This window comes from Qipengyuania vulgaris (assembly GCF_009827325.1).
In the GTDB taxonomy this organism is placed as follows: Bacteria; Pseudomonadota; Alphaproteobacteria; order Sphingomonadales; family Sphingomonadaceae; genus Qipengyuania; species Qipengyuania vulgaris.
The window spans coordinates 89808-109465 of record NZ_WTYC01000006.1 but is presented as its reverse complement, the minus strand read 5'-3'; the positions used below and the strand labels follow the sequence as shown (position 1 = coordinate 109465).

Sequence of the window (19658 nt, the reverse complement as noted above, 5' to 3'; positions counted from 1 at the left end):
CAGAGCGGATGCGATGCCTGCCGACTGGAACCATGCACTGGATCGCGCGCGAAACCACGCCCCTTTCCTGTCGCGCGGACTGGAACGGCGTCCCGACCTTGCAGAATTGCTTGATCAGGGTGACGCAGATGCGGCGCTCGCCCTGGCCAAGTCTGCAGGCGAGGGTATCGATGACACCGGGCTTGCCCTGCGCCGGGAGAAACGCGCGCTGGCCCTGGTGCTGGCGATCGGCGATCTCGCCGGGGAATTCTCGCTGGAAAAGGTGATGCGGGAACTGTCGCTCTTCGCCGATCGCGCTCTTCACCGGGCGATCGGGGCAGCTATCGCCCGGCGGGTCGAAGATGCCGAGCCCCAAGGCATGATCGGCCTTGCTCTCGGCAAGCATGGCGCGGGCGAACTGAATTACTCGTCCGATATAGACCCCATTCTGCTGTACGATCCCGCCACCCTTCCACGCCGCGAACGCGACGAGCCGGGCGAAGCGGCACAGCGCTATGTGCGCGATGTGGTGCGAATGCTGTCGGAAGTCACCAGCGAGGGATATGTCTTCCGCGTCGATCTGCGCCTGCGTCCGGCTTCGGAAGTCAGCCCGCTGGCCATCCCGCTCGACGCCGCGATCATGCATTACGAAAGTTCGGCGCTTGCCTGGGAACGTGCCGCCTTCATTCGCGCGCGCGCCTGTGCAGGCGATGTCGCGGCAGGCGAAGCCTTTCTCGATCACATTCGGCCCTTCATCTGGCGGCGGAGCCTCGATTTCGGGGCCATCGACGAAGTGCGCCGACTCACCCACCGGATCCGCGACAAGCAGTCGGGCCCAAGCGAGCCCGCACCCGGATACAACGTCAAGCTTGGTCGCGGCGGCATTCGCGAAATCGAGTTCTTCGCCCAGACACACCAGCTGATTCACGGCGGGCGCGACCCCTCGATCCGCCGCAAGCACACCCGGGCCGCGCTCGATGCGCTGGCCGCCACCGGCCGCATCGGAGCAGACGACGCGCGCGCCTTGGGCGAAAGCTACGACGGTCTCCGGCTGATCGAACACAGGTTGCAGATGGTGGCCGACCAGCAGACCCACGCTCTGCCTGCGGGCGAGGCATTGGACAATGCCGCCCGGCTGGACGGATTTTCCGGTGGTTCCGCGTGGCTCCAACATATCGCCAGCCTTACCGGACCGGTTGCCGAGCGATACGACGCGCTGCTGGCAGAGGACAGGATTTCGGTTCCTGCTGACAGTCCCCACCTTGCTGCCGGCGACGCCAATGCGAAGCTCGACCATGCGCTGGAGGAGCGTGTCCTCGGCTGGACCGACGGTCGGTATCCGCCGCTGAGAAGTACCGCCGCCTTGTCTGCCTTCGAAGCGATCCGCCCGACCCTCCTCTCCTCGCTTGCCGCTTCCGAAGACCCGGAGCGTGCGGTTGCGCGGTGGGAAAGTCTCCTCAATAGACTGAGGAGCGCGATCAACCTCTTTCGGCTGCTCGAAGCCCGACCTGGCCTCATGCAATTACTGGCCGACTGCCTGACCCTTGCTCCGCCACTGGCCGATGCCATCGCGCGCCGTCCCGAACTGGTGGATACGCTGATCGATCGGAGCGCACTCGATCTGCCCGGCTCTCGCGAAGACCTGGCAGCCGCCATGCGCAGGGGCGAACGCGGAGACACTTACGAGGACCGGCTCGACCGCATCCGCATAGTGACCGGCGAAACCCGCTTCGCACTGGGCGTTCAGTTGATCGAAGCCGCACACGATCCGCTCGATATCGCGGCGGCGCTGTCGCGGGTGGCGGAAGCTGCGCTCGAGACCGCGCAGGAAGCGGCAGGAGCGGAGTTCGCTCGCAAACACGGCAGGATCGAAGGATCCGAATTGCTGGTGCTCGGCCTGGGCCGCCTCGGAGGCGGGGCGCTGACCCACGAATCCGATCTCGACATCATCTATCTGTTCACTGGCAGCCACGAAGCGGAGAGCGATGGCGAGAGGCCGCTGGGTGCGACACTCTATTTCAACCGCCTGGCCCAGCGGGTCAGCGCCGCGCTTTCCGTCCCGACCGCGGAAGGGGCGCTATACGAGGTGGACACCCGGCTTCGACCGCAAGGCGCGCAGGGGCCACTGGCCGTAAGCCTCGAAAGCTTCGAGCGGTACCAGCAGCAAGACGCCTGGACGTGGGAGCATATGGCGCTCACCCGCGCCCGGGTTCTGACCGGGAGCGATACGGCCAAGGGCAGGGTGCAAGCCATTCTGCAAGACGTACTCTGCCGCGCGCGGGATCAGCATTCATTGCGCGCCGACCTGCTCAAGATGCGCGCAGAGATGGCGGCGCACAAGCCTGCGAAAGGCCCGCTGGATGCCAAGCTTCTGCGCGGGGGACTGGTCGACCTCGAGTTCCTCGTGCACTTCCTCCAACTGCGCGACCGGCAGGGGCTTACCCCGCATCTGGAAGACGCCATTACGAAGTTTCCGGAATTGGAGGGGCTCGCCGGCCCGCATCGCTTGATGACGCGGCTGCTGGTGGGTACCCGCCTGCTTGCCCCGGCCCTTTCCATCCCCGGCGAGGCGCCCGGAAGCATCCTTGCGCGGCTGTGCGAGGCGAAGGATCTTGCCGATCTCGTCCGCAATTTCGGCGAGGCGCGGCAGCAAGTTGCAGATACATGGAAATCGATTTTCGACGAGACACTGGAGCTGGACCAATGACGACTTATGCAGAGGGCGACGCCTTTCCCGACTTCGAGATGGAAACACCCAATGGAGGAACGATAACCAAGGGTGACTTCGCGGGCAGGAAAGCGGTCGTCTTCTTCTATCCGAAAGACAACACCCCGGGCTGCACGATGGAGGCGAAAGACTTCACCGAACTCAAGCCCGAATTCGAGAAGTCCGGTACCGCTCTGCTGGGCGTGAGCAAGGATTCCGCGAAGAAGCACCAGAACTTCATCGCCAAGCATGATCTCACGGTAGATCTCTCCACCGACGCAGAGGAAGGCGGGCTCTCCGACCAGCTTGGTGTATGGGGCGAGAAGAAGAATTACGGACGCACCTATATGGGCATGATCCGTTCGACCTACCTGCTGGACGAACAGGGCAAGATCCTTCGCATCTGGCCCAAGGTCCGCGTAAAGGGCCATGCCAAGGAGGTATTGGAAGCAGCACGCTCCGCATGATCTCGGTGTCCTGCGCCATCCGCGATGCCTTGCTGACCGGCGACAAGACCGCGAAGGTCTTCGCTGCCCGCAAGGTGGCGCGTGACTGGCGGCTAGGCCGGCTGGATTTCGCCTTCGACTGCGCCATGCCGGATCGGCCCGCATGGCCCGCACAGGTCGAACTGCGCTTGCCGCGCGACATGCCAAGGCGCGGACGGGGCGGTTCGGAACAGGGCCGCATCGCACTGTGGCATTCGCTCGCCCATATCGAATTCGTCGCAATCGACCTCGCGCTCGATATGGCAGGGCGATTCGGCGAATCGATGGGCCAAGCCTTTGTTTCGGATTTCCTTTCGGTCGCCGCGGACGAAGCGATGCACTTCGCGATTCTCGAGCGAAAGCTCGATTCGCTCGGGTCTTCCTATGGGGCGTTGCCTGCGCACGACGGGTTGTGGAGTGCGGCGCAGGACACCGCTCACGACGTTGCCGCGCGGCTGGCGATCGTTCCGATGGTCCTGGAGGCTCGGGGGCTGGATGTCACTCCAGCCATGCTGTCACGTGTTCGCGCGCAAGGTGATGAAAACGGGGCTAAAGTTCTGCAGCGAATCCTTGACGATGAAATTCGTCATGTTGCTCTCGGTGCCAAGCATTTCCGGGAAATTTGCGCAGCGCGCGGGGAGAACCCGCCAAGATCATGGCGAAATCTGGTCAAAAGACATTTTTCGGGGGGTCTGAAGCCACCATTCAACGACTCAGCGCGTTCGGCAGCCGGTTTATCGCGGGACTTCTACGCAGGTATTGCCTGATTAACCTTTTCCAGCAAAACCCAAACTCACGAGATGCCGGGGGGTTCCGGCGGAGTTGAAAAGAGATCGATAAAGGCCGGGACGCCTCTTTCGATCCGGGACAAAAAGGCGCGGGAAACCGTGCCGGATGGACGGGTTTAGCATGATCACCAAGCGCACAACGCTGGCTTTCACTATGGCTGCAGCAGGTCTTTCGATTGCTGCCACTCCGGCACAGGCGGATACCAATGCCGCTGCCGCAGTGGGCGCCATCGACATGTCGAAGGTTACGGCGCAGGGATCGGAAGACGGTGATGAGCAGTTCACCGAACTTTTCGCCCGCTGGGAAAACCCCAGCCAGCCAGTGGCGGCAATTCGTCCCCAGGTTTCGGTTCCCTCACGCATGCCGCTGCACGATGCACGCATGACCAGCGATTACGGCACCCGCACCCACCCGGTGCTCAAGCGCCGCATGGGCCATAAGGGTGTCGACCTTGCAGCCACCACCGGCACGCCGATCTATGCAACGGCGGACGGTTATGTCTCCAAGGCCGAGCCATTCTCCAGCTACGGCAATTACGTTTCGATCGAACATGGCGCCCGCATCCAGACACGCTATGCCCATATGTCGCGCATCGCAGTTGGTGCCGGAACTCGCGTTCGTAAGGGTGACGTTATCGGCTACGTCGGTTCGACCGGCCGTTCGACCGGTCCGCACCTTCATTACGAAGTCCGCATCGACGGCCAGGCCGTGAACCCGGTTCCCTACATGGTCGAATCGGACGCGCAGCAGGCCTTTGCGCTGGCGATGGCCGAGGGCGGACAGGGCGGTAACGACGAAGAATAATCCCGGGCATCAAGCCCTTCGGGACTGCGGAAAAGGGCGGCGGGGAGACCCGGCCGCCTTTTTTCTTGCCCGCACGCGCTGGTCGGTTAGGTTTCTTCCTGCAACCGGACGAGTCCCGTTCAAGCGGACCGCCGGAGGAGAGAGGACCCCCGATGCATCCAATATCGCATGCCAGATCACGCCCCGACCACCCCGCCATCATCATGGCCGGGAGCGGCGAGACGATGAGCTATGGCGAGATGGATGCCTATGCCAATCGCTTTGCGCAATTGCTGCGCTCCAAGGGTCTTAGCCGGGGCGACCACTTCGGTGTGCTGATGGAGAACACCATCCATTACCTGCCGCTGGTCTGGGGATCGCAGCGCGCAGGCACGATGATGGTGCCGGTCTCGACCCGCCTCACCGCTCCCGAGATATGCTACATCCTTAAAGACGCCGGTGTGAAACTGCTCGTCACCAGCCGGAAGTTCGACGACGTCCTGCAGGCACTCCGGAAGGAATGTGGCGACATCGACCTGCTGATCGTCGGCGGCGAAGGCGCGGAAGATTACGAGGCCGCGCTGAACCGACAGATTGCAGATCCGATCCCGGACCAGGCACCAGGCCAGTACATGCTCTATTCTTCCGGGACGACCGGATCGCCAAAGGGTGTGCGCCCTGCACCGCCGGACAGTGACGATATCGAGGCGGTCAACCCGCTGGTAGGCTTGGCGATCATGGGCGCGGGAATGCCAGCCGACGGAAGCATGGTCTATCTGTCGCCCGCCCCGCTCTATCACGCGGCCCCGCTGGGCTGGTGCACAACCGCACATCGCCTCGGGGGCACAGTCGTGGTGATGGAGAAGTTCGAGCCCCAGCACGCCCTCGACACGATCCAGAAATACAAGGTGACCGACAGCCAGTGGGTGCCGACGCATTTCGTCCGCATGCTCAAGCTGGAACCGGAAGAGCGCGAAGGTTACGATCTGTCCAGCCACCAGCGCGCCCTTCACGCCGCGGCGCCTTGCCCGGTGCCGATCAAGCGCGAGATGATCGAATGGTGGGGTCCGATCATCAATGAATATTATGCCGGATCCGAAGGCATCGGGATGACGCTGATCAAGGCGGAGGACTGGCTGCAGCACCCCGGCAGCGTCGGCAAGGCCATCCACGGAAAGCTCCATGTCTGTGGGCCCGACGGCGAGGAACTCCCCGCCGGTCAGGACGGGCTGCTGTTCTTCGAGAACGACCAGATCCCGAGCTATCACAACGATCCGGCAAAGACCGCCGAGGCCATGCATCCGGAAGGCTGGATGACGCTGGGCGATATCGGCCATGTCGATGAGGATGGCTATCTCTACCTCACCGACCGCAAGAGCCACATGATCATCTCTGGCGGGGTGAACATCTATCCGCAGGAGATCGAGAACCTGCTGGTCACGCACGACAAGGTGATGGATGCCGCCGTGATCGGCGCGCCCTGTCCTGATTTCGGCGAAAAGGTGGTCGCGGTGGTCCAGCCCAAGGATATGGCCGAAGCGGGTGCCGATCTGGAAGCGGAGCTGCGCGATTTCCTTGCCCCCAGGCTGGCCAAGATCAAGATGCCCAAACTGTTCGACTTCCGCGCCCAATTACCGCGGGAGGCGAACGGCAAGCTCTACAAGCGCGAACTGCGCGACGAATTCCTGGCGAAGGCGGAGGTCGAAACGGAGCGGGCGTGAAAGCGACCGAGCGCGCGCCCGAAACCTGGACGCCGCGCCTAGCCACCTTCTGCTTCCCCGCCTGATTCGAGGCGGTCGGCGTGCGGCCTCGCGCTGCGAAGCCTGAGACATGGACCGGGTGTTACACTGTCCAGGGCCAAAACACTGTCGGCTTATGCAAAAAGCGTCCGCTTGCGGAAAATGCCCGTCGGCTTGGGCAGGAAAGGCGTCACCTTTGGCTGCCGGCCTGTCAGCTTGCGCCGGCGGCCTGTCGGCTTGCGAGAGCTGTTGTCGGCTTGCGCCATGCCGGAGCGCGCACGCTGATGCGGGTGATCGACGGTCTGAAAGAGCCGCCGCACTGTGGCAGGCTGCACGCATGTAGGAAATCTCGCCACTTGCTCCGCGACTTCGCTGCAACGGGCAAACTCCAGTCGAAACACCGCCGTCAAAGGAGGCACCGCGCGCTCCAGGGCCTGCCGCGCGAAGTCGAAATCCGGTTCGGCAAGTAAAACTCTCAAGGAGCAGAATAATCGAACTCGGTTCGTCGCATATTCCTACGGTTCGTCGCAGATTTCTGCTAGGTGAATGACATGAATACAACAGTAGGACGATAGGCTTCCGGCGCTTGTCGGAGGCGGGGCGCTCCTGCGCACAAAGTGGGGAAATCATGACATTGCTCGAGCCGCATAACATGCCGTTTGCGGCCGCGCTCGTCATCATGCTGGTCCTCGCGGTCGTCCAGCTGGTCGGCGTTGCCGACTTTGGCGATGCTGATGTGGACCTCGATGCCGATAGCGATGGTTTGCCGGACGCCGGCATGCTCGATGGGCTGCTGACGCTGCTCGGTATCGGGCGCCTTCCGCTCACGATCTGGCTCGCGGTATTCCTGTTCCTGTTCGCAGGTATCGGCCTGTCGGTTCAGGAGCTTGCGCAAAGCCTCACCGGTTCGGCGCTTTACGGCTGGCTCGCCGCGCTGATCGCAGCGGGAGCAGCGATACCGGTGACGGGCGTGTTCGCCCGGCCGCTGGGCGCGCTGCTGCCCAAGGGCCATACCACCGCGGTAAACACCGAAAGCCTTCTTGGCCGCCGTGCGACAATCACTGTGGGCGTGGCACGCGCCATGTCTCCGGCGCGAGCCCGGGTGAAGGATGTGCATGGCCAGACCCATCACGTCATGGTCGAACCGCATGAAGAGGCATCCGAACTGCACGCGGGCGACGAGGTCCTGCTCGTTCGCCGCGATGGCAATCGTTTTTACGCGACTGCGCTGGCCGAGCGCCGCCTGTCGCCCACAGGGAACTAACGAGGGGGAATAATGGAAAGTCTATTCGGAACATCACTGGTCATGGTCGGCGGCGGAACGCTGCTCGGCATCATAATCCTGACCTTCCTGCTGAAGATGTATCGCCGGGCGTCGAAGGAAACCGCCTTCGTCCGGACCGGCTTCGGCGGCGAAAAGGTGATCATGAACGGCGGCGCGCTGGTGCTGCCCGTCTTTCATGAAACCATGCCGGTTAACATGAACACGCTGGTCCTCTCGGTCGTCCGCCGCGACGGCGAGGCGCTGATCACGCTCGACCGCCTGCGGATCGACGTGAAAGCCGAATTCTACGTCCGCGTGAAGCCCGATGCCGAAGCCATCGCCATGGCCGCGCAGACGCTGGGTCAGCGCACGATGCAGCCCGAAATGCTGAAGGATCTGGTCGAGGGCAAGTTCGTCGACGCCCTGCGCAGTGTGGCTGCGGGCATGACGATGAACGAGTTGCACGAACAGCGCGCCGACTTCGTCCAGAAGGTGCAGCAGGTGTCGTCCAACGACCTTGCGATGAACGGGCTGGAGCTGGAATCGGTCTCGCTCACAGGTCTAGACCAGACCAGCATCGAGCATTTCAACGCCAACAACGCCTTCGATGCCGAGGGTCTGACCAAGCTGACCGAGCAGATCGAGGCGCGCAAGAAACTGCGCAACGACATCGAGCAGGACACCCGCGTGCAGATGGAAACCAAGAACCTCGAGGCGAACCAGCGTTCGTTCGAGATCAGCCGCGACCAGGAATATGCAAGGCTGGAGCAGGAGCGAGAGGTCGAAGTGCGGCGTGCCGCCCAATCGGCGGAAATCGCGCGCGAACAGGCAGAACGCACGCGCGAATCCGATGCCGCGCGGATCGAAGCCAAGAAGCAGGTCGATGCGCAGCAGATCGAGGCCGACCGTCTCGTGGAAGAGGCACGGATCGACCAGCAGCGCGCGCTCGAAATCGCCCGGCAGGAACAGCAGATCGCGGTCCAGAACAAGAGCCGTGAGGAAAGCCAGGCCAAGTCCGAAGCCGACGCGGCCCGCGCCAAGGCGGTTGCGGCCGAAGAACAGGTTGCGACCAGCCGCGAGAGCGAAATCGCCGAAAGGCAGAAGAAGATCGAATTGATCGAAGCCTCGAAGCAGGCGGAACGCGATGCAATCAAGATCCGCGTCGATGCCGAAGCCGAAAAGGATGCTGCATCCAACCGCGCCGAAGCCGCACGGCTAGAGGCATCGGGCGAGGCCGAAGCCGAGAAGCTGCGGGCCGAAGCTGCGCGCGTCCGTTTCGAGGTCGAGGCGGCCGGTCAGAAGGCGATCAACGAGGCGGCGAACATCCTGTCCTCCGACCAGATCAGCCTGCAGACCAAGATGGCGCTCCTCAAGGTCCTGCCCGAGCTCGTACGCGAAAGCGCCAAGCCGATGGAAGCGATCGAGAGCATCAAGATCGTGCAGATCGACGGCCTTACCAATGGCGGCGGCCACCGCACGGGCGGGGGAGCCGGCAATGGCGCGGCCGCCGCGGGCGGCGGATCGGGCAACCTCGCGACCGATGCGGTCAGCGCGGCGCTCGCCTATCGCGCGCAGGCACCCGTGCTGGACGGGCTGATGAAGGAACTGGGCCTCGACGGCTCGAGCCTCAACAGCCTGGTCAAGGGGCCGGCGGAACAGACCGCCGGGCTAGCCGCCAATTCTGGCGGCGCCGAAGAGCCGAAGCAGGAACCGAAGGCGAAACAGGCTGCTCTGCCTTCGAACGGAAAGTCGAAGGACGGGGCCAAGGCCGCCGACGCCTGAATTGAATAAAACGGCAGAAGGAAAGGGGGCGCTTCGGCGTCCCCTTTTTCGTTGCGCGAACCGCTCCGCAGGTTCTAACCGCCGCGCATGAGCGATACGCCCCGATGGACCATGCCCCCCGAATGGGCCCCGCAGGACTGGCTGTGGATCGGCTTCCCGCACGACGCCGAGGAATGGCCAGAGGTGCTTCCGCAGGCGCAGGAGCAGATTGCCGCTTTCGCCAATTCCGTGGCCGAAAGCGGGCAGGAGGTGCGCCTTCTGGTCCGCGATGCGGCGAACGAACAGCGCGCACGCGATCTCGTGAGCGGTGGGGTGAAGTTTGAGCGCCGGACCTACGGGGACGTCTGGCTGCGCGATACCGGCCCCCTGGTGCTGATCGACGGCAGGGGCCACAGGGTCGCACGGCGTTTCGGTTTCAACGGCTGGGGCGGCAAGTATCTGATGGACGGAGATCAGACTGTCGGCGCGGAACTGGCCGAGGACGCCGGCCTGCCGCTGGAAGTCTCGGACTGGATTCTCGAGGGCGGCGCGATCGATGGCGACGGCACCGGCCTCGTCGCGACGACCGAGCAATGCCTGCTCAATCCCAATCGCAATCCGCAGCTCTCCCGCACCGAGATAGAGGACCGTCTGAAGCAGGACTTGGGCTTCACCCGCGTGCTGTGGCTCGGCGATGGATTGATAAACGATCATACCGACGGGCACGTGGACAATCTGGCGCGGTTCGTCGGACCCAATACGCTGGCGCTGCCGCGAGCCACCGGCAAGGACGATCCCAACGCCGGAATCTATGCCGATGCCAGGGCCCGGGCACAGGCGGCGGGGGTGACGGTAAAGGAAATCCCTTCGCCCGGCCTCGTAACGAGCGGCGACCGGATCGAACCCGCGAGCTATGCCAATTTCGCCATTACCAGCCACCTCGTGGTGGTGCCGACCTTCGGCAGCCCGCATGACGAGGAAGGCGTGGCGGCCATTGCCGAGCTGTTCCCCGACCGGGCCACCATCGGATTGCGCGGCGATGCGGTGCTTGCAGGCGGCGGCGGTTTCCACTGCGCCAGCCAGCAAATGCCCCGGGCGTGAGGCACAGTTAACCCTTCGTTAGCAAATTGGGCGGAGAATGCCCGCATGGCAAAGGCTATCGCTCTCGTACGCTTTCATGTCCCGGCATTTCCGCTGGGCGATGCGGCGCGCGCCGCCATCGTGAGCGGGTGCGGGCTTGCGCTGATCCTGGCCGGACCCGCGCTCCCCTTCTGATTAGGACTCGCGCGGGAAAAGTTCGCACGCTAGCCGAACGCCTTCCACAGCGCGCCCACTGCCGCTCCGCCAAGCACCACACCCACGCTGATTCGCCAGGTCCGGTCCTCGATCCGGCCCGATGCCTTGTCGCCCAAGCGGTTGCCCAGCAGCACGGCGGGAAACAGCAGCGCAGCCAGCGGGACCAGAGACCAGTCGAGAACGCCGATCGCCGCGCCGCCCGCCAATCCCACGCTCGATGCGCAGGTGAAGATCAGCATCATCGAAGCCTTGGCCACCTCGCGCGGGATGTCGCGCCCCACGTAATAGGGCACGACGGGCGGTCCCGGCATTCCGGCATAACCGGTCATCAGGCCGCTCAGCACCCCGACACCCGTGGTGGTTGCGGGATGGTGGTCTAGGCCTCCGCGGCGCGGAAGCAGAATGGCGAGGAAGGCGGAGAGAGCGATGACGGCGATGACCAGCCGCGCGATATCGGGGCTTGTGACGGTGAGTGCATAGAGGCCGAGGGGTGTGGTCACGGCGACCAGCGTGATGATGATCCATGCCGAACGTTCCGCACCCCGCAGCAGCCGCCGGAGCTCGGTCAGGCCGATGAACACGGAGAGGAAGTTCGCCAGCAGCACCGCGTCCACCGGCGCGAGCGCCAGCGCGAGGATCGGCACGAGCAGGATCGCCATGCCGAACCCCGTCAGTCCGCGCACGAAGGCGGAACCGAAAGCGGCCAGCAGCGCGGCGATTACCGCCGCCGTGCCATAACCGGCGAACAATTCCACCGGCGTATCAGCCTTCGCGCAGGTCCGGCGGTGTCGCCTCGGTACGCAGCATGGCGATCGCTTCGTCGAGCGGCATCACTTTCTGGTGCTGCTGCCCCAGCGTGCGGACCGCGACGGTGCCTTCCTCGGCTTCGCGCATTCCCACCACCAGCAGATGCGGGACCTTCGCGTGGCTGTGCTCGCGCACCTTGTAGTTGATCTTCTCGTTTCGAAGATCGCTGGACACGCGGATACCCGCAGCTTCCAGCTTGGCGACCGCTTCCTTCGCGTAATCGTCCGCGTCCGAGACGATGGTGGCGACCACCGCCTGCGTCGGCGCGAGCCATAAGGGAAGCCGCCCGGCAAAATGTTCGATCAGAATGCCGATGAAGCGTTCGTAACTGCCGAAGATCGCGCGGTGCAGCATTACCGGGCGATGTTTCTCGCCATCTTCGCCGACATAGGTCGCATCGAGACGTTCGGGCAGAACCCGGTCGCCCTGGATCGTGCCGACCTGCCAGGTGCGGCCGATCGCATCGGTAAGGTGCCATTCGAGCTTGGGGGCATAGAAGGCGCCTTCGCCGGGCAGTTCTTCCCAACCGTAATCCGCATTGGCCATGCCGGCTTCCTCGACCGCATCGCGCAGTTCCTGTTCGGCGCGGTCCCAGTCCGCGTCGGTGCCGAGCCGCTTTTCGGGGCGCAGCGCCAGCTTGATTTCGTAGGTGAAGCCGAAGTCCGAATAGACCTCGTCCGCCAGCTTGCAGAAGGCGCGGACTTCTTCGACGACCTGCTTTTCGGTACAGAAGATATGCGCATCGTCCTGGGTGAACTGGCGCACGCGCATCAGCCCGTGGAGCGCGCCATGCGGCTCGTTGCGATGGCAGCAGCCCATTTCGCCCAGGCGGATTGGCAGGTCGCGATAGGAGGTGATGCCTTGCTTGAAGACCAGCACGTGGGCCGGGCAGTTCATCGGCTTGATCGCCATCCAGTCGGAATCGGGCGCGACGCTGGGGTGCGAACCTGCCCCGCTATCGTCCACTTCCGGCACCATATCGGGCACCGCAAACATGTTCTCGGCGTATTTGCCCCAGTGGCCCGACTGTTCCCACTGGCGCACGTCCATCAGTTGCGGCGTCTTGATTTCGCGGTAGCCGCCACCGTCCATCTTGCGGCGCATATAGGCTTCGAGTTCGCGCCAGATGCGATAGCCGTTGGGATGCCAGAAGACCGATCCGTGCGCCTCTTCCTGAAGGTGGAACAGATCCATTTCGCGGCCCAGCTTACGGTGATCGCGCTTGGTCGCTTCTTCCAGACGCGTGAGGTGCGCGTTTAGCTGCTTCTTGTTGAGCCAGCCGGTGCCGTAGATACGCGTGAGCTGCGCATTCTTCTGGTCACCGCGCCAATAGGCGCCGGCCACGCGCATCAGCTTGAAAGCCTGCGGATCGAGCTTGCCCGTGCTGGCAAGATGCGGGCCGCGGCACATGTCGAGCCAGTCCTCACCGCTCCAATATACGGTCAGCTCCTCGTTCTCGGGCAGTTCCCGGGCCCACTCGGCCTTGAAGACCTCGCCCTCGGCTTCCCACTTGTCGATCAGCTGCTGGCGGCTCCAGACTTCGCGGCGCAGCGGCTTGTCGGCCTTGATAATGCGGCGCATCTCCTCCTCGATCGCGGGGAGGTCGTCCATCGAGAACGGCTCGCGCGTGTCGGGCGCCTTCACATCGTAATAGAAGCCGTCGTCGGTCGCCGGGCCGAATGTGATCTGCGTGCCCGGCCAGAGCGACTGCACCGCTTCGGCGAGGACATGCGCGAAGTCGTGCCGGGCGAGTTCGAGCGCGTCTTCCTCGTCGCGTGAAGTGACCAGCGCCAGTTCGGCATTGCCTTCGAAGGGACGGTTGATGTCGCGCAATTCGCCGTCGACGCGCGCGGCAATTGCAGCCTTGGCTAGGCCGGGGCCGATCGCCGCGGCCACATCGGCAGGCGTGCTGCCCGGTTCCATTTCGCGCACCGAACCGTCGGGCAGGCTGATCTTCAGAAGTTCCGTCATCGTCTCATCCGTTTGGTTGGCGCGGATTGCTGTCCCGTCTCGACTTGACGAGGCCCATGGCACAGCTAGGCGCAGCCTTGAAGCGGCGTTTGGGAGAATTTTGCGATTTCGGGAGGTAACGCCGTGCCGCCCGAAACCGGGCGGCGGAGTATCGCGTCAGATCGCGACCAACCGCCCCCGGAAAGCCGGGGTGGTAGTAGTCGCAGTCGTGGTGCGCTTTTGCGTCATGTCTTTCGAGATAACGGGGAGAGATTAAAATCTCAACCGATATCGAGGCGGCGCGAACCGGCGAGGGTGGAAATGCGATGGGACGCGACCACACCTGCACCCTTTTCGCGAACGCTGGAAAGGAAACGGTATTCGCTGGTCGATCGGCCCGGTGTCAGCTCGACGACCATGTATCCGCGCCTCGACGAATCCATCCATTTCAGCTCAGGATTGCGCGCGACAAGTGCATTAGCAATGTCGCCAGGCGCAATCTGCGGGAGGAAATTCTCGAAGCCGGGTGACGTGACCGAGTGCCCGCCGAATTCGACGCCGACCGATTCCCCGCCATGAGCCAGGTCGAAGGCCCAGGCGTTGTGCGTGTCGCCCGCGAGGCTGACGAGATTGGCATCGGCAGCCAGCGCAGCCTCGTACAGGCGCGCACGGGCGGCGGGATAGCCGTCCCAGGCGTCCATGTTAAGCGGCAGTTCCGCGCGGCTGGCGATTGCGCCTGCCCTGACCCGCTCCAGCACGTAATCGGGCAGACCGTCCGGGAGGTTGTCGGTAAGCGAGGTCGCTGATGCGGCCTTGCCCATGAGAACCTGCTGGACGAGTACCTGCCACGTCTTTCCGCCTCTGCGGGAACGTTTCAGGCCCTCGGCCAGCCAGGCCTGCTGGGCAGCACCCAGAACCTCGCGCGCTGGATCGCGATATTCCCCGTCCCGGAATGCAGCGAGACGTGCAATGCCGTCTTCGGGCGAGGTCATCCGGCGCAAAAGGCTGTTGTAATCGAACTGCTGCGCGCGCGCCGTAAGTCGGGTTTCAAGCCGAAACAGCGTCGCAAGGTCGCCCACCTCGTAAGCGGCCCATGGTTCGTCCGATACGGGCATCCATTCGCGATAGGCACGCATCGCGGCAGCCTTGCGAACCGGCCAGGGACCTTCCGTTTCCGGCTGGTGATTCTGCGCGCCGCCTTCCCAGCTATCGTTGGTGCTTTCGTGGTCGTCCCAGCCGGCAATCATGGGGTACATTTGGTGAAGACGCTGAAGGTCCCCGTCGGAACGATACTGGGCGAACCGCGCCCGGTAATCGGCTAGCGCGACCGTTTCGGAGAGCGGATCGAGCGGGGCACGCGCTTCCAGGAATTCGCGCTGCGAGGGATAGCTGCCTTGCGGATATTCGTAGAAATAGTCGCCAAGGTGCAGCGCGCAGTCGAACTCGTTGGCTTCGGCTGCGTGGCGATAGGCGTTGAACCAGCCAAAACCGATGTTGGAGCAGGAAAACACCGCCATGCGCCAGCGCGTTGCCGCACCTTGCGGCAGTGTGCGCGTGCGGCCCATGTCTGATGTCGACCCATCGGGCGCGGTGAAGCGGAAGTAATACCATTTGCCCGGCTCGAGGCCCTGTGCCCACGCCTTGCAACAGAAGTCGTTGTCGGGCGAAGCCGTCACCGTGCCTTCGGCGACAACGCGGCGGTTCGCATCGGCCTCCATCACCTGCCAGCCGATCGCCGTATCCTGCGTCGCGGCATAGCGGGCCCACAGAAGCACGCGGTCATGGCCAGGCTCGCCGCTCGCAACGCCATGACTAAAGCCATTGCCGCTCGAGCGGGCAGCAATCGGCGCTGCGACCAGACCTGCTCCGAGCGCTGCGCCCTTGAACAGCGAGCGGCGATCCAGTGATGGCATCCTCGGCGACTGGGGCGGTTCGGTCAGTGACATTGCGGGCGCTCTCCTCTCACACCGCAATGACTGCGCCCTATGGCCACTTCATGACAAGCAGGAAAAGTGAGCATGGAAAGCCTGCGCTCCAATTTGGAAAGCACACTTGACATGAGAGCCAAATCATGACAACCACCCTTTACATCAAGAAAAGGACACTTGCCATGAAACAGATCCATCTCTCGCTTCTACTTGCCGCCGCCATGATGACCATCGCGCTGCTTTCGGTTTACGACGTCGTGCCGCAGGAGTTAGCACAGTTTTCGCCCTTTCTCCTCCTCGCCTTGGTCCCCGCTGCATGGCTGCGTGATCGCAAGTCCTGCAATCTTCTGAAGCGTGGCAAGGCATGAACGGCGAAACGACCCCAAGCACCGGGCGCGGGCCGGCCTTCTGGGCCGGCCTCTACCTGGCCAATGTGGCCGTCATCGGAGCCCTCAAGCTCGGCGGCGCAATCAACGGCCCGACCGGCTTCATCCTGATGGCGCTGGCCTGCGTGCTGCTCGTTCCGATGATCCGGGCGCAGGCCAAGAGCGGCTGTTCGAGCGAGGCCCTACGGCTCTATAACAAGCGTGTCGTCGTCAGCAGCATCGGCTATGTGCTCGGCCTCGGCATCGCGATCACGCTGTGGCGCAATTACGAAGTCACCGGGCCCGTTCTTTTTGGTCTCGCCATGCTGCCCGCGCTCCCCACGCTCGGGATCATCTGGGCCATGGGCCGCTATCTGGTCGACGAGAAGGACGAGTACCTTCGGCATCGTACGATCATGGGCGCCCTGTTCGGTCTCGGCGTCGTGCTGACGCTCGGCATCTTCTACGGCTTCCTCGAAACCTTCGAACTGGTGCCGCATATATGGGCATGGTGGGTCCTGCCGGTGTGGGCGGTTGGCCTCGGGATCGGCCAGCTGTGGCAGAGAGTGCGCGAGCAATGAAGAACCGCCTCAAGGTCCTTCGCGCCGAGCGCGACTGGAGCCAGCAGCACCTTGCCGACCTGCTCGAAGTCAGTCGGCAAAGCGTGAATGCGATCGAGACCGGGCGCTACGATCCGTCTCTCCCGCTCGCGTTCAAGATCGCCGACGTCTTCGAAATGACTATCGAGGAAATATTCCAGCGCGATTGAAGTCGGATACGCTTGACTCGGACCGCCCGCCGCTCGAATGTCGATGCTTAACGGTTACAGCACCGACATTCGACTGGGGGGTCGCTTTTATTCATGCATTACGATGACATACAGGCCGAAAGTGCGTTCGGCTTCGACGGCAATTGGAAAGATTTCGCGAAGATCGCGCTGCCCAATCTGCTGCTCACGATCGTCACTTTGGGTATCTATCGCTTCTGGGCAACCACGCGCGAGCGGCAGTACCTCTGGTCACACACGCGTTTCGTCGACGAGCGGCTCGAATGGACCGGGACCGGGAAGGAGCTTTTCATCGGCTTCGTTCTGGTAATGCTGCTTTTTGCAATTCCTCTCTTCGGCATTCAGTTCGTTTCGCAAGCGCTGGTGCTGCGCGGTTACGAAACGGCGGGGGTTGTTCTGGGTCTGCTGCCTTTGTTCATGATCTTCTATCTGACCGGTCTCGCGCGCTTTCGGGCCTTGCGTTACCGCCTTTCGCGGACTCGCTGGCGTGGTATTCGCGGGGGTAGCGACGACCAGGGTTTCACCTACGGACTTTCCTACATGTGGAAGACCTTCGTGGGCTATCTCGCCTTGGGGCTGCTGGTTCCCTGGTCGATGACCAGCCTGTGGAACGAGCGCTGGGGCAAGATGAGTTTCGGCCCGCACCGGTTCGACGCGGACGCCGATTCGGCCAATGTCTTTGCGCGCTTTCTGCTTTTCTATCTTTCTCCTTTCGTTTTCGTCATCGGCGGGGTGATTGCGGCGGCCACGGGCGGTCTTGCTGGCTACGGAATTGGCGGCGAGGAGGGCGCGGGCGTCGGCCTGTTCACCTCTGTGATAATCCTCGGCCTGTTCTTCTATGTCGGTCTTGGCCTGATTGCGGTGGCCTTCTACGCGAAGTTCTACCGCGAAGCCGTGGGCTCAACCCATTGGAAAGACCTGCATTTCGGCTTCGAAGCTTCGACCAAGGACTGGATCATGCTGCTGATCGGCGACGTCCTGACCGTGGTTCTCACGCTGGGCATCGGCTTCGTCTTCCTGTCTTACCGGCACTGGAAATTCTTCGTCACGCACATGGAAGCGGGCGGCGATATCCTGCTGGACGAACTGACACAGTCGACTACCGCGACCGCCAGACATGGCGAAGGTCTGCTCGACGCGTTCGATATCGGAGCGATCTAGGACGATGGACGAGGCGTTCCAGGCATCCGCGCAATGGTACGACGGCCATACTGCCATCCGCCATGAGGGCGAGGCCGTATGGAACGGGGGCGACGTGCTCGCCCTGCGCAGTTCCAGCGGCGATACGGATGTGCCCTTTACCGACCTCGAATATGCCGAGGAACGCGCCGGAGAACTGGTCTATCGGCGTTCCAGTCAAGCGGACTTCCGGCTCATCCTGCCCGCCGACCTTCCTGCGGGCCTCGCTTCCAGACTGCCCGAAAAGCAAGTCTATGGGGCGTGGGTGGACAAACTCGGGATCGGCAAGGCGACCGCGATCTTTGCTGCCGTGAGTGTCGCGGCTGTTGCGCTGTTCATGACTGCACCCGAATGGCTGGGACCGCGTGTGCCGCAAAGCTGGGAACGCAATCTTGGCGATGCAATGATCGGAGATATGGGCAACCGCCTGTGTCACACGCCCCAGGGTGATGCCGCGCTGGCCAAGCTGCTTGGCGCTGTCGATCCGGCGCAGCAGAAGGTCCGCGCAGGGGTGGCCAATATCGGGATGGTCAATGCCGTAGCCCTGCCGGGCGGACAGGTCCTGTTGTTCGACGGCTTGGTGCAGGACGCCGAGACACCCGAGGAACTGGCCGGCGTGCTCGGCCATGAGGTCGGACACGTGCGCGAGCGCCATGTCATGACCGCGCTTCTGCGGCAGTTTGGCCTCTCGATCCTGCTGTCGGGCGCGAACTCGGGCATGGGGGAAACGGTCTTCGGGCTGGCGTCGATGGGCTATTCGCGCGACGCCGAGCGCGAGGCAGACGAATATGCCCGCGAGCGCATGGCGGAAAGCGATATCTCGCCGCTCGGTGCGGCAGATTTCTTCGAGCGCATCGGCGGCGACGCCGAGGGCGAGCAGAATGCAGTGATCGGCTGGGTGTCGAGCCATCCCGATCCCCGCGAAAGAGCGGAAGCCTATCGCGCCGCAGCGAAAGGCAAGAGCTTTACCCCTGTGCTGAGCGATGACGAGTTCGCCGCTCTCAAGTCGATGTGCGAGGAAGACCCGAACGTGGAAGAGTTCGACTTCTTCTAGACTTGCATTGCCCGGCCATCGGCCCGACATCTGCCGAGCATGAACGATGTTAGATATCACGACATGCCCGATGGGCGCCGGATCGCCTATCGTCACCTGGCAGGTCAGGGCCCCACGCTGGTCTTCCTTCCGGGCTATATGTCGGACATGGATGGCGGCAAGGCGACGGCCGTGTTCGACTGGGCTCAAAAGCAGGGCCGTGGCTGCCTGCTGCTAGATTATTCCGGATGCGGACGCAGCGAAGGTGATTTCGCCGATGGAACCCTCACCCGCTGGCGCGAAGAAGTGGTGACGCTGGTCGAGACATATGTCGACGGCGAGGTCGTCCTCCTCGGGTCGTCGATGGGTGGCTGGCTCATGCTGCTGGCGGGGCTGGAATTGCGCGACATGCTCGCGGGCATGGTGGGCATTGCCGCTGCGCCGGATTTCACCGACTGGGGCTATTCGGACGCACAAAAGGAACAGTTGGCGGCGGGTGAAACCGTGTTCGAGGCCAATCCCTACGGGCCCGAACCCACACCTACCTATCCCGGCTTCTTCACGGACGGACAGGGCCACCGCTTGCTCGGCAAAACGATATCTATTGCGGCACCTGTGCGCCTGCTGCACGGCCAGCGCGATACAGACGTTCCGTGGGAAACCAGCCAGCGTCTCGCCGAAGCTTTGCGTTCGGATGATGTTCAAGTGACCTACGTCAAGGACGGTGACCACCGCCTATCGCGTCCGCAGGATATCGCCCTGCTGCTGCGCACGGTGGATGGCCTTCTCCAGGATTAGGGACACAG

The 19658-nt window shown here is 63.3% G+C and carries 18 protein-coding genes; 15 read left to right on the top strand and 3 right to left on the bottom strand.

Features of this window, described 5'->3' with window-relative positions:
- Nucleotides 1–13: 13 nt before the first annotated feature.
- The 9 genes from glnE to GRI69_RS16290 all read left to right on the top strand — a co-directional run bounded on the left by glnE (nt 14) and on the right by GRI69_RS16290 (nt 10782).
- Nucleotides 14–2686, top strand: coding sequence for a bifunctional [glutamate--ammonia ligase]-adenylyl-L-tyrosine phosphorylase/[glutamate--ammonia-ligase] adenylyltransferase (gene glnE, locus GRI69_RS11945; RefSeq protein ID WP_160728508.1), 2673 nt, complete (start codon nt 14–16; stop codon nt 2684–2686).
- Nucleotides 2683–3153 carry a peroxiredoxin gene (locus GRI69_RS11940; RefSeq protein ID WP_160728507.1) on the top strand — a complete coding sequence of 157 codons (471 nt, stop codon included), beginning with the start codon at nt 2683–2685 and terminating at the stop codon, nt 3151–3153. Before glnE ends, GRI69_RS11940 begins: the two co-directional genes overlap by 4 nt.
- The gene (locus GRI69_RS11935) at nt 3150–3938 is read left to right on the top strand and encodes a ferritin-like domain-containing protein (RefSeq protein WP_160728506.1); all 789 of its coding nucleotides are present in this window, start codon (nt 3150–3152) and stop codon (nt 3936–3938) included. Before GRI69_RS11940 ends, GRI69_RS11935 begins: the two co-directional genes overlap by 4 nt.
- A gap of 142 nt (nt 3939–4080) precedes the next feature.
- Nucleotides 4081–4764 carry a M23 family metallopeptidase gene (locus tag GRI69_RS11930; protein ID WP_237453087.1) on the top strand — a complete coding sequence of 228 codons (684 nt, stop codon included), beginning with the start codon at nt 4081–4083 and terminating at the stop codon, nt 4762–4764.
- Between the two features lie 152 nt (nt 4765–4916).
- Nucleotides 4917–6464 (top strand): acyl-CoA synthetase, encoded by a 1548-nt coding sequence (locus GRI69_RS11925; protein WP_160728504.1) that lies wholly within the window; start codon nt 4917–4919, stop codon nt 6462–6464.
- Between the two features lie 646 nt (nt 6465–7110).
- A complete protein-coding gene (locus GRI69_RS11920; protein ID WP_160728503.1) occupies nt 7111–7746 on the top strand; it encodes a YqiJ family protein in 636 nt (211 codons plus the stop codon).
- A 12-nt stretch (nt 7747–7758) separates the two neighbouring features.
- On the top strand, nt 7759–9528 hold the full coding sequence (locus GRI69_RS11915; protein WP_160728502.1) for a flotillin family protein: 1770 nt from the start codon (nt 7759–7761) through the stop codon (nt 9526–9528).
- Nucleotides 9529–9615: 87 nt separating this feature from the next.
- A complete protein-coding gene (locus GRI69_RS11910) occupies nt 9616–10608 on the top strand; it encodes an agmatine deiminase family protein (protein WP_160728501.1) in 993 nt (330 codons plus the stop codon).
- Nucleotides 10609–10653: 45 nt separating this feature from the next.
- On the top strand, nt 10654–10782 hold the full coding sequence (locus GRI69_RS16290; protein ID WP_272916478.1) for a hypothetical protein: 129 nt from the start codon (nt 10654–10656) through the stop codon (nt 10780–10782).
- Between the two features lie 29 nt (nt 10783–10811).
- Here GRI69_RS16290 and GRI69_RS11905 read toward each other — a convergent pair whose 3' ends face one another.
- The 3 genes from GRI69_RS11905 to GRI69_RS11895 form a co-directional block, all read right to left on the bottom strand.
- Nucleotides 10812–11558 carry a TSUP family transporter gene (locus GRI69_RS11905; protein ID WP_160728500.1) on the bottom strand — a complete coding sequence of 249 codons (747 nt, stop codon included), beginning with the start codon at nt 11556–11558 and terminating at the stop codon, nt 10812–10814.
- Nucleotides 11559–11565: 7 nt separating this feature from the next.
- Nucleotides 11566–13581 (bottom strand): threonine--tRNA ligase, encoded by a 2016-nt coding sequence (gene thrS / locus GRI69_RS11900; protein ID WP_160728499.1) that lies wholly within the window; start codon nt 13579–13581, stop codon nt 11566–11568.
- A gap of 260 nt (nt 13582–13841) precedes the next feature.
- Nucleotides 13842–15506, bottom strand: coding sequence for an alkaline phosphatase D family protein (locus GRI69_RS11895; RefSeq protein ID WP_160728498.1), 1665 nt, complete (start codon nt 15504–15506; stop codon nt 13842–13844).
- Nucleotides 15507–15631: 125 nt separating this feature from the next.
- On the opposite strand from GRI69_RS11895, the gene GRI69_RS11890 reads away from it, so the two are divergent.
- The 6 genes from GRI69_RS11890 (at nt 15632) to GRI69_RS11865 (ending at nt 19650) form a co-directional block, all read left to right on the top strand.
- On the top strand, nt 15632–15856 hold the full coding sequence (locus GRI69_RS11890) for a hypothetical protein (protein ID WP_160728497.1): 225 nt from the start codon (nt 15632–15634) through the stop codon (nt 15854–15856).
- Complete coding sequence (locus tag GRI69_RS11885; RefSeq protein WP_160728496.1) at nt 15853–16434, top strand: hypothetical protein; 582 nt, start codon at nt 15853–15855, stop codon at nt 16432–16434. The genes GRI69_RS11890 and GRI69_RS11885 overlap by 4 nt, the downstream gene beginning before the upstream one ends.
- Complete coding sequence (locus tag GRI69_RS11880; RefSeq protein ID WP_160728495.1) at nt 16431–16622, top strand: helix-turn-helix transcriptional regulator; 192 nt, start codon at nt 16431–16433, stop codon at nt 16620–16622. The genes GRI69_RS11885 and GRI69_RS11880 overlap by 4 nt, the downstream gene beginning before the upstream one ends.
- Before the next feature lie 93 nt (nt 16623–16715).
- On the top strand, nt 16716–17801 hold the full coding sequence (locus GRI69_RS11875; RefSeq protein WP_160728494.1) for a YjgN family protein: 1086 nt from the start codon (nt 16716–16718) through the stop codon (nt 17799–17801).
- A 4-nt stretch (nt 17802–17805) separates the two neighbouring features.
- Nucleotides 17806–18873: a M48 family metallopeptidase gene (locus GRI69_RS11870; protein ID WP_160728493.1), complete on the top strand. Its 1068-nt coding sequence runs from the start codon at nt 17806–17808 to the stop codon at nt 18871–18873.
- 39 nt (nt 18874–18912) lie between these two features.
- A complete protein-coding gene (locus tag GRI69_RS11865) occupies nt 18913–19650 on the top strand; it encodes an alpha/beta fold hydrolase (protein ID WP_160728492.1) in 738 nt (245 codons plus the stop codon).
- Nucleotides 19651–19658 lie beyond the last annotated feature (8 nt).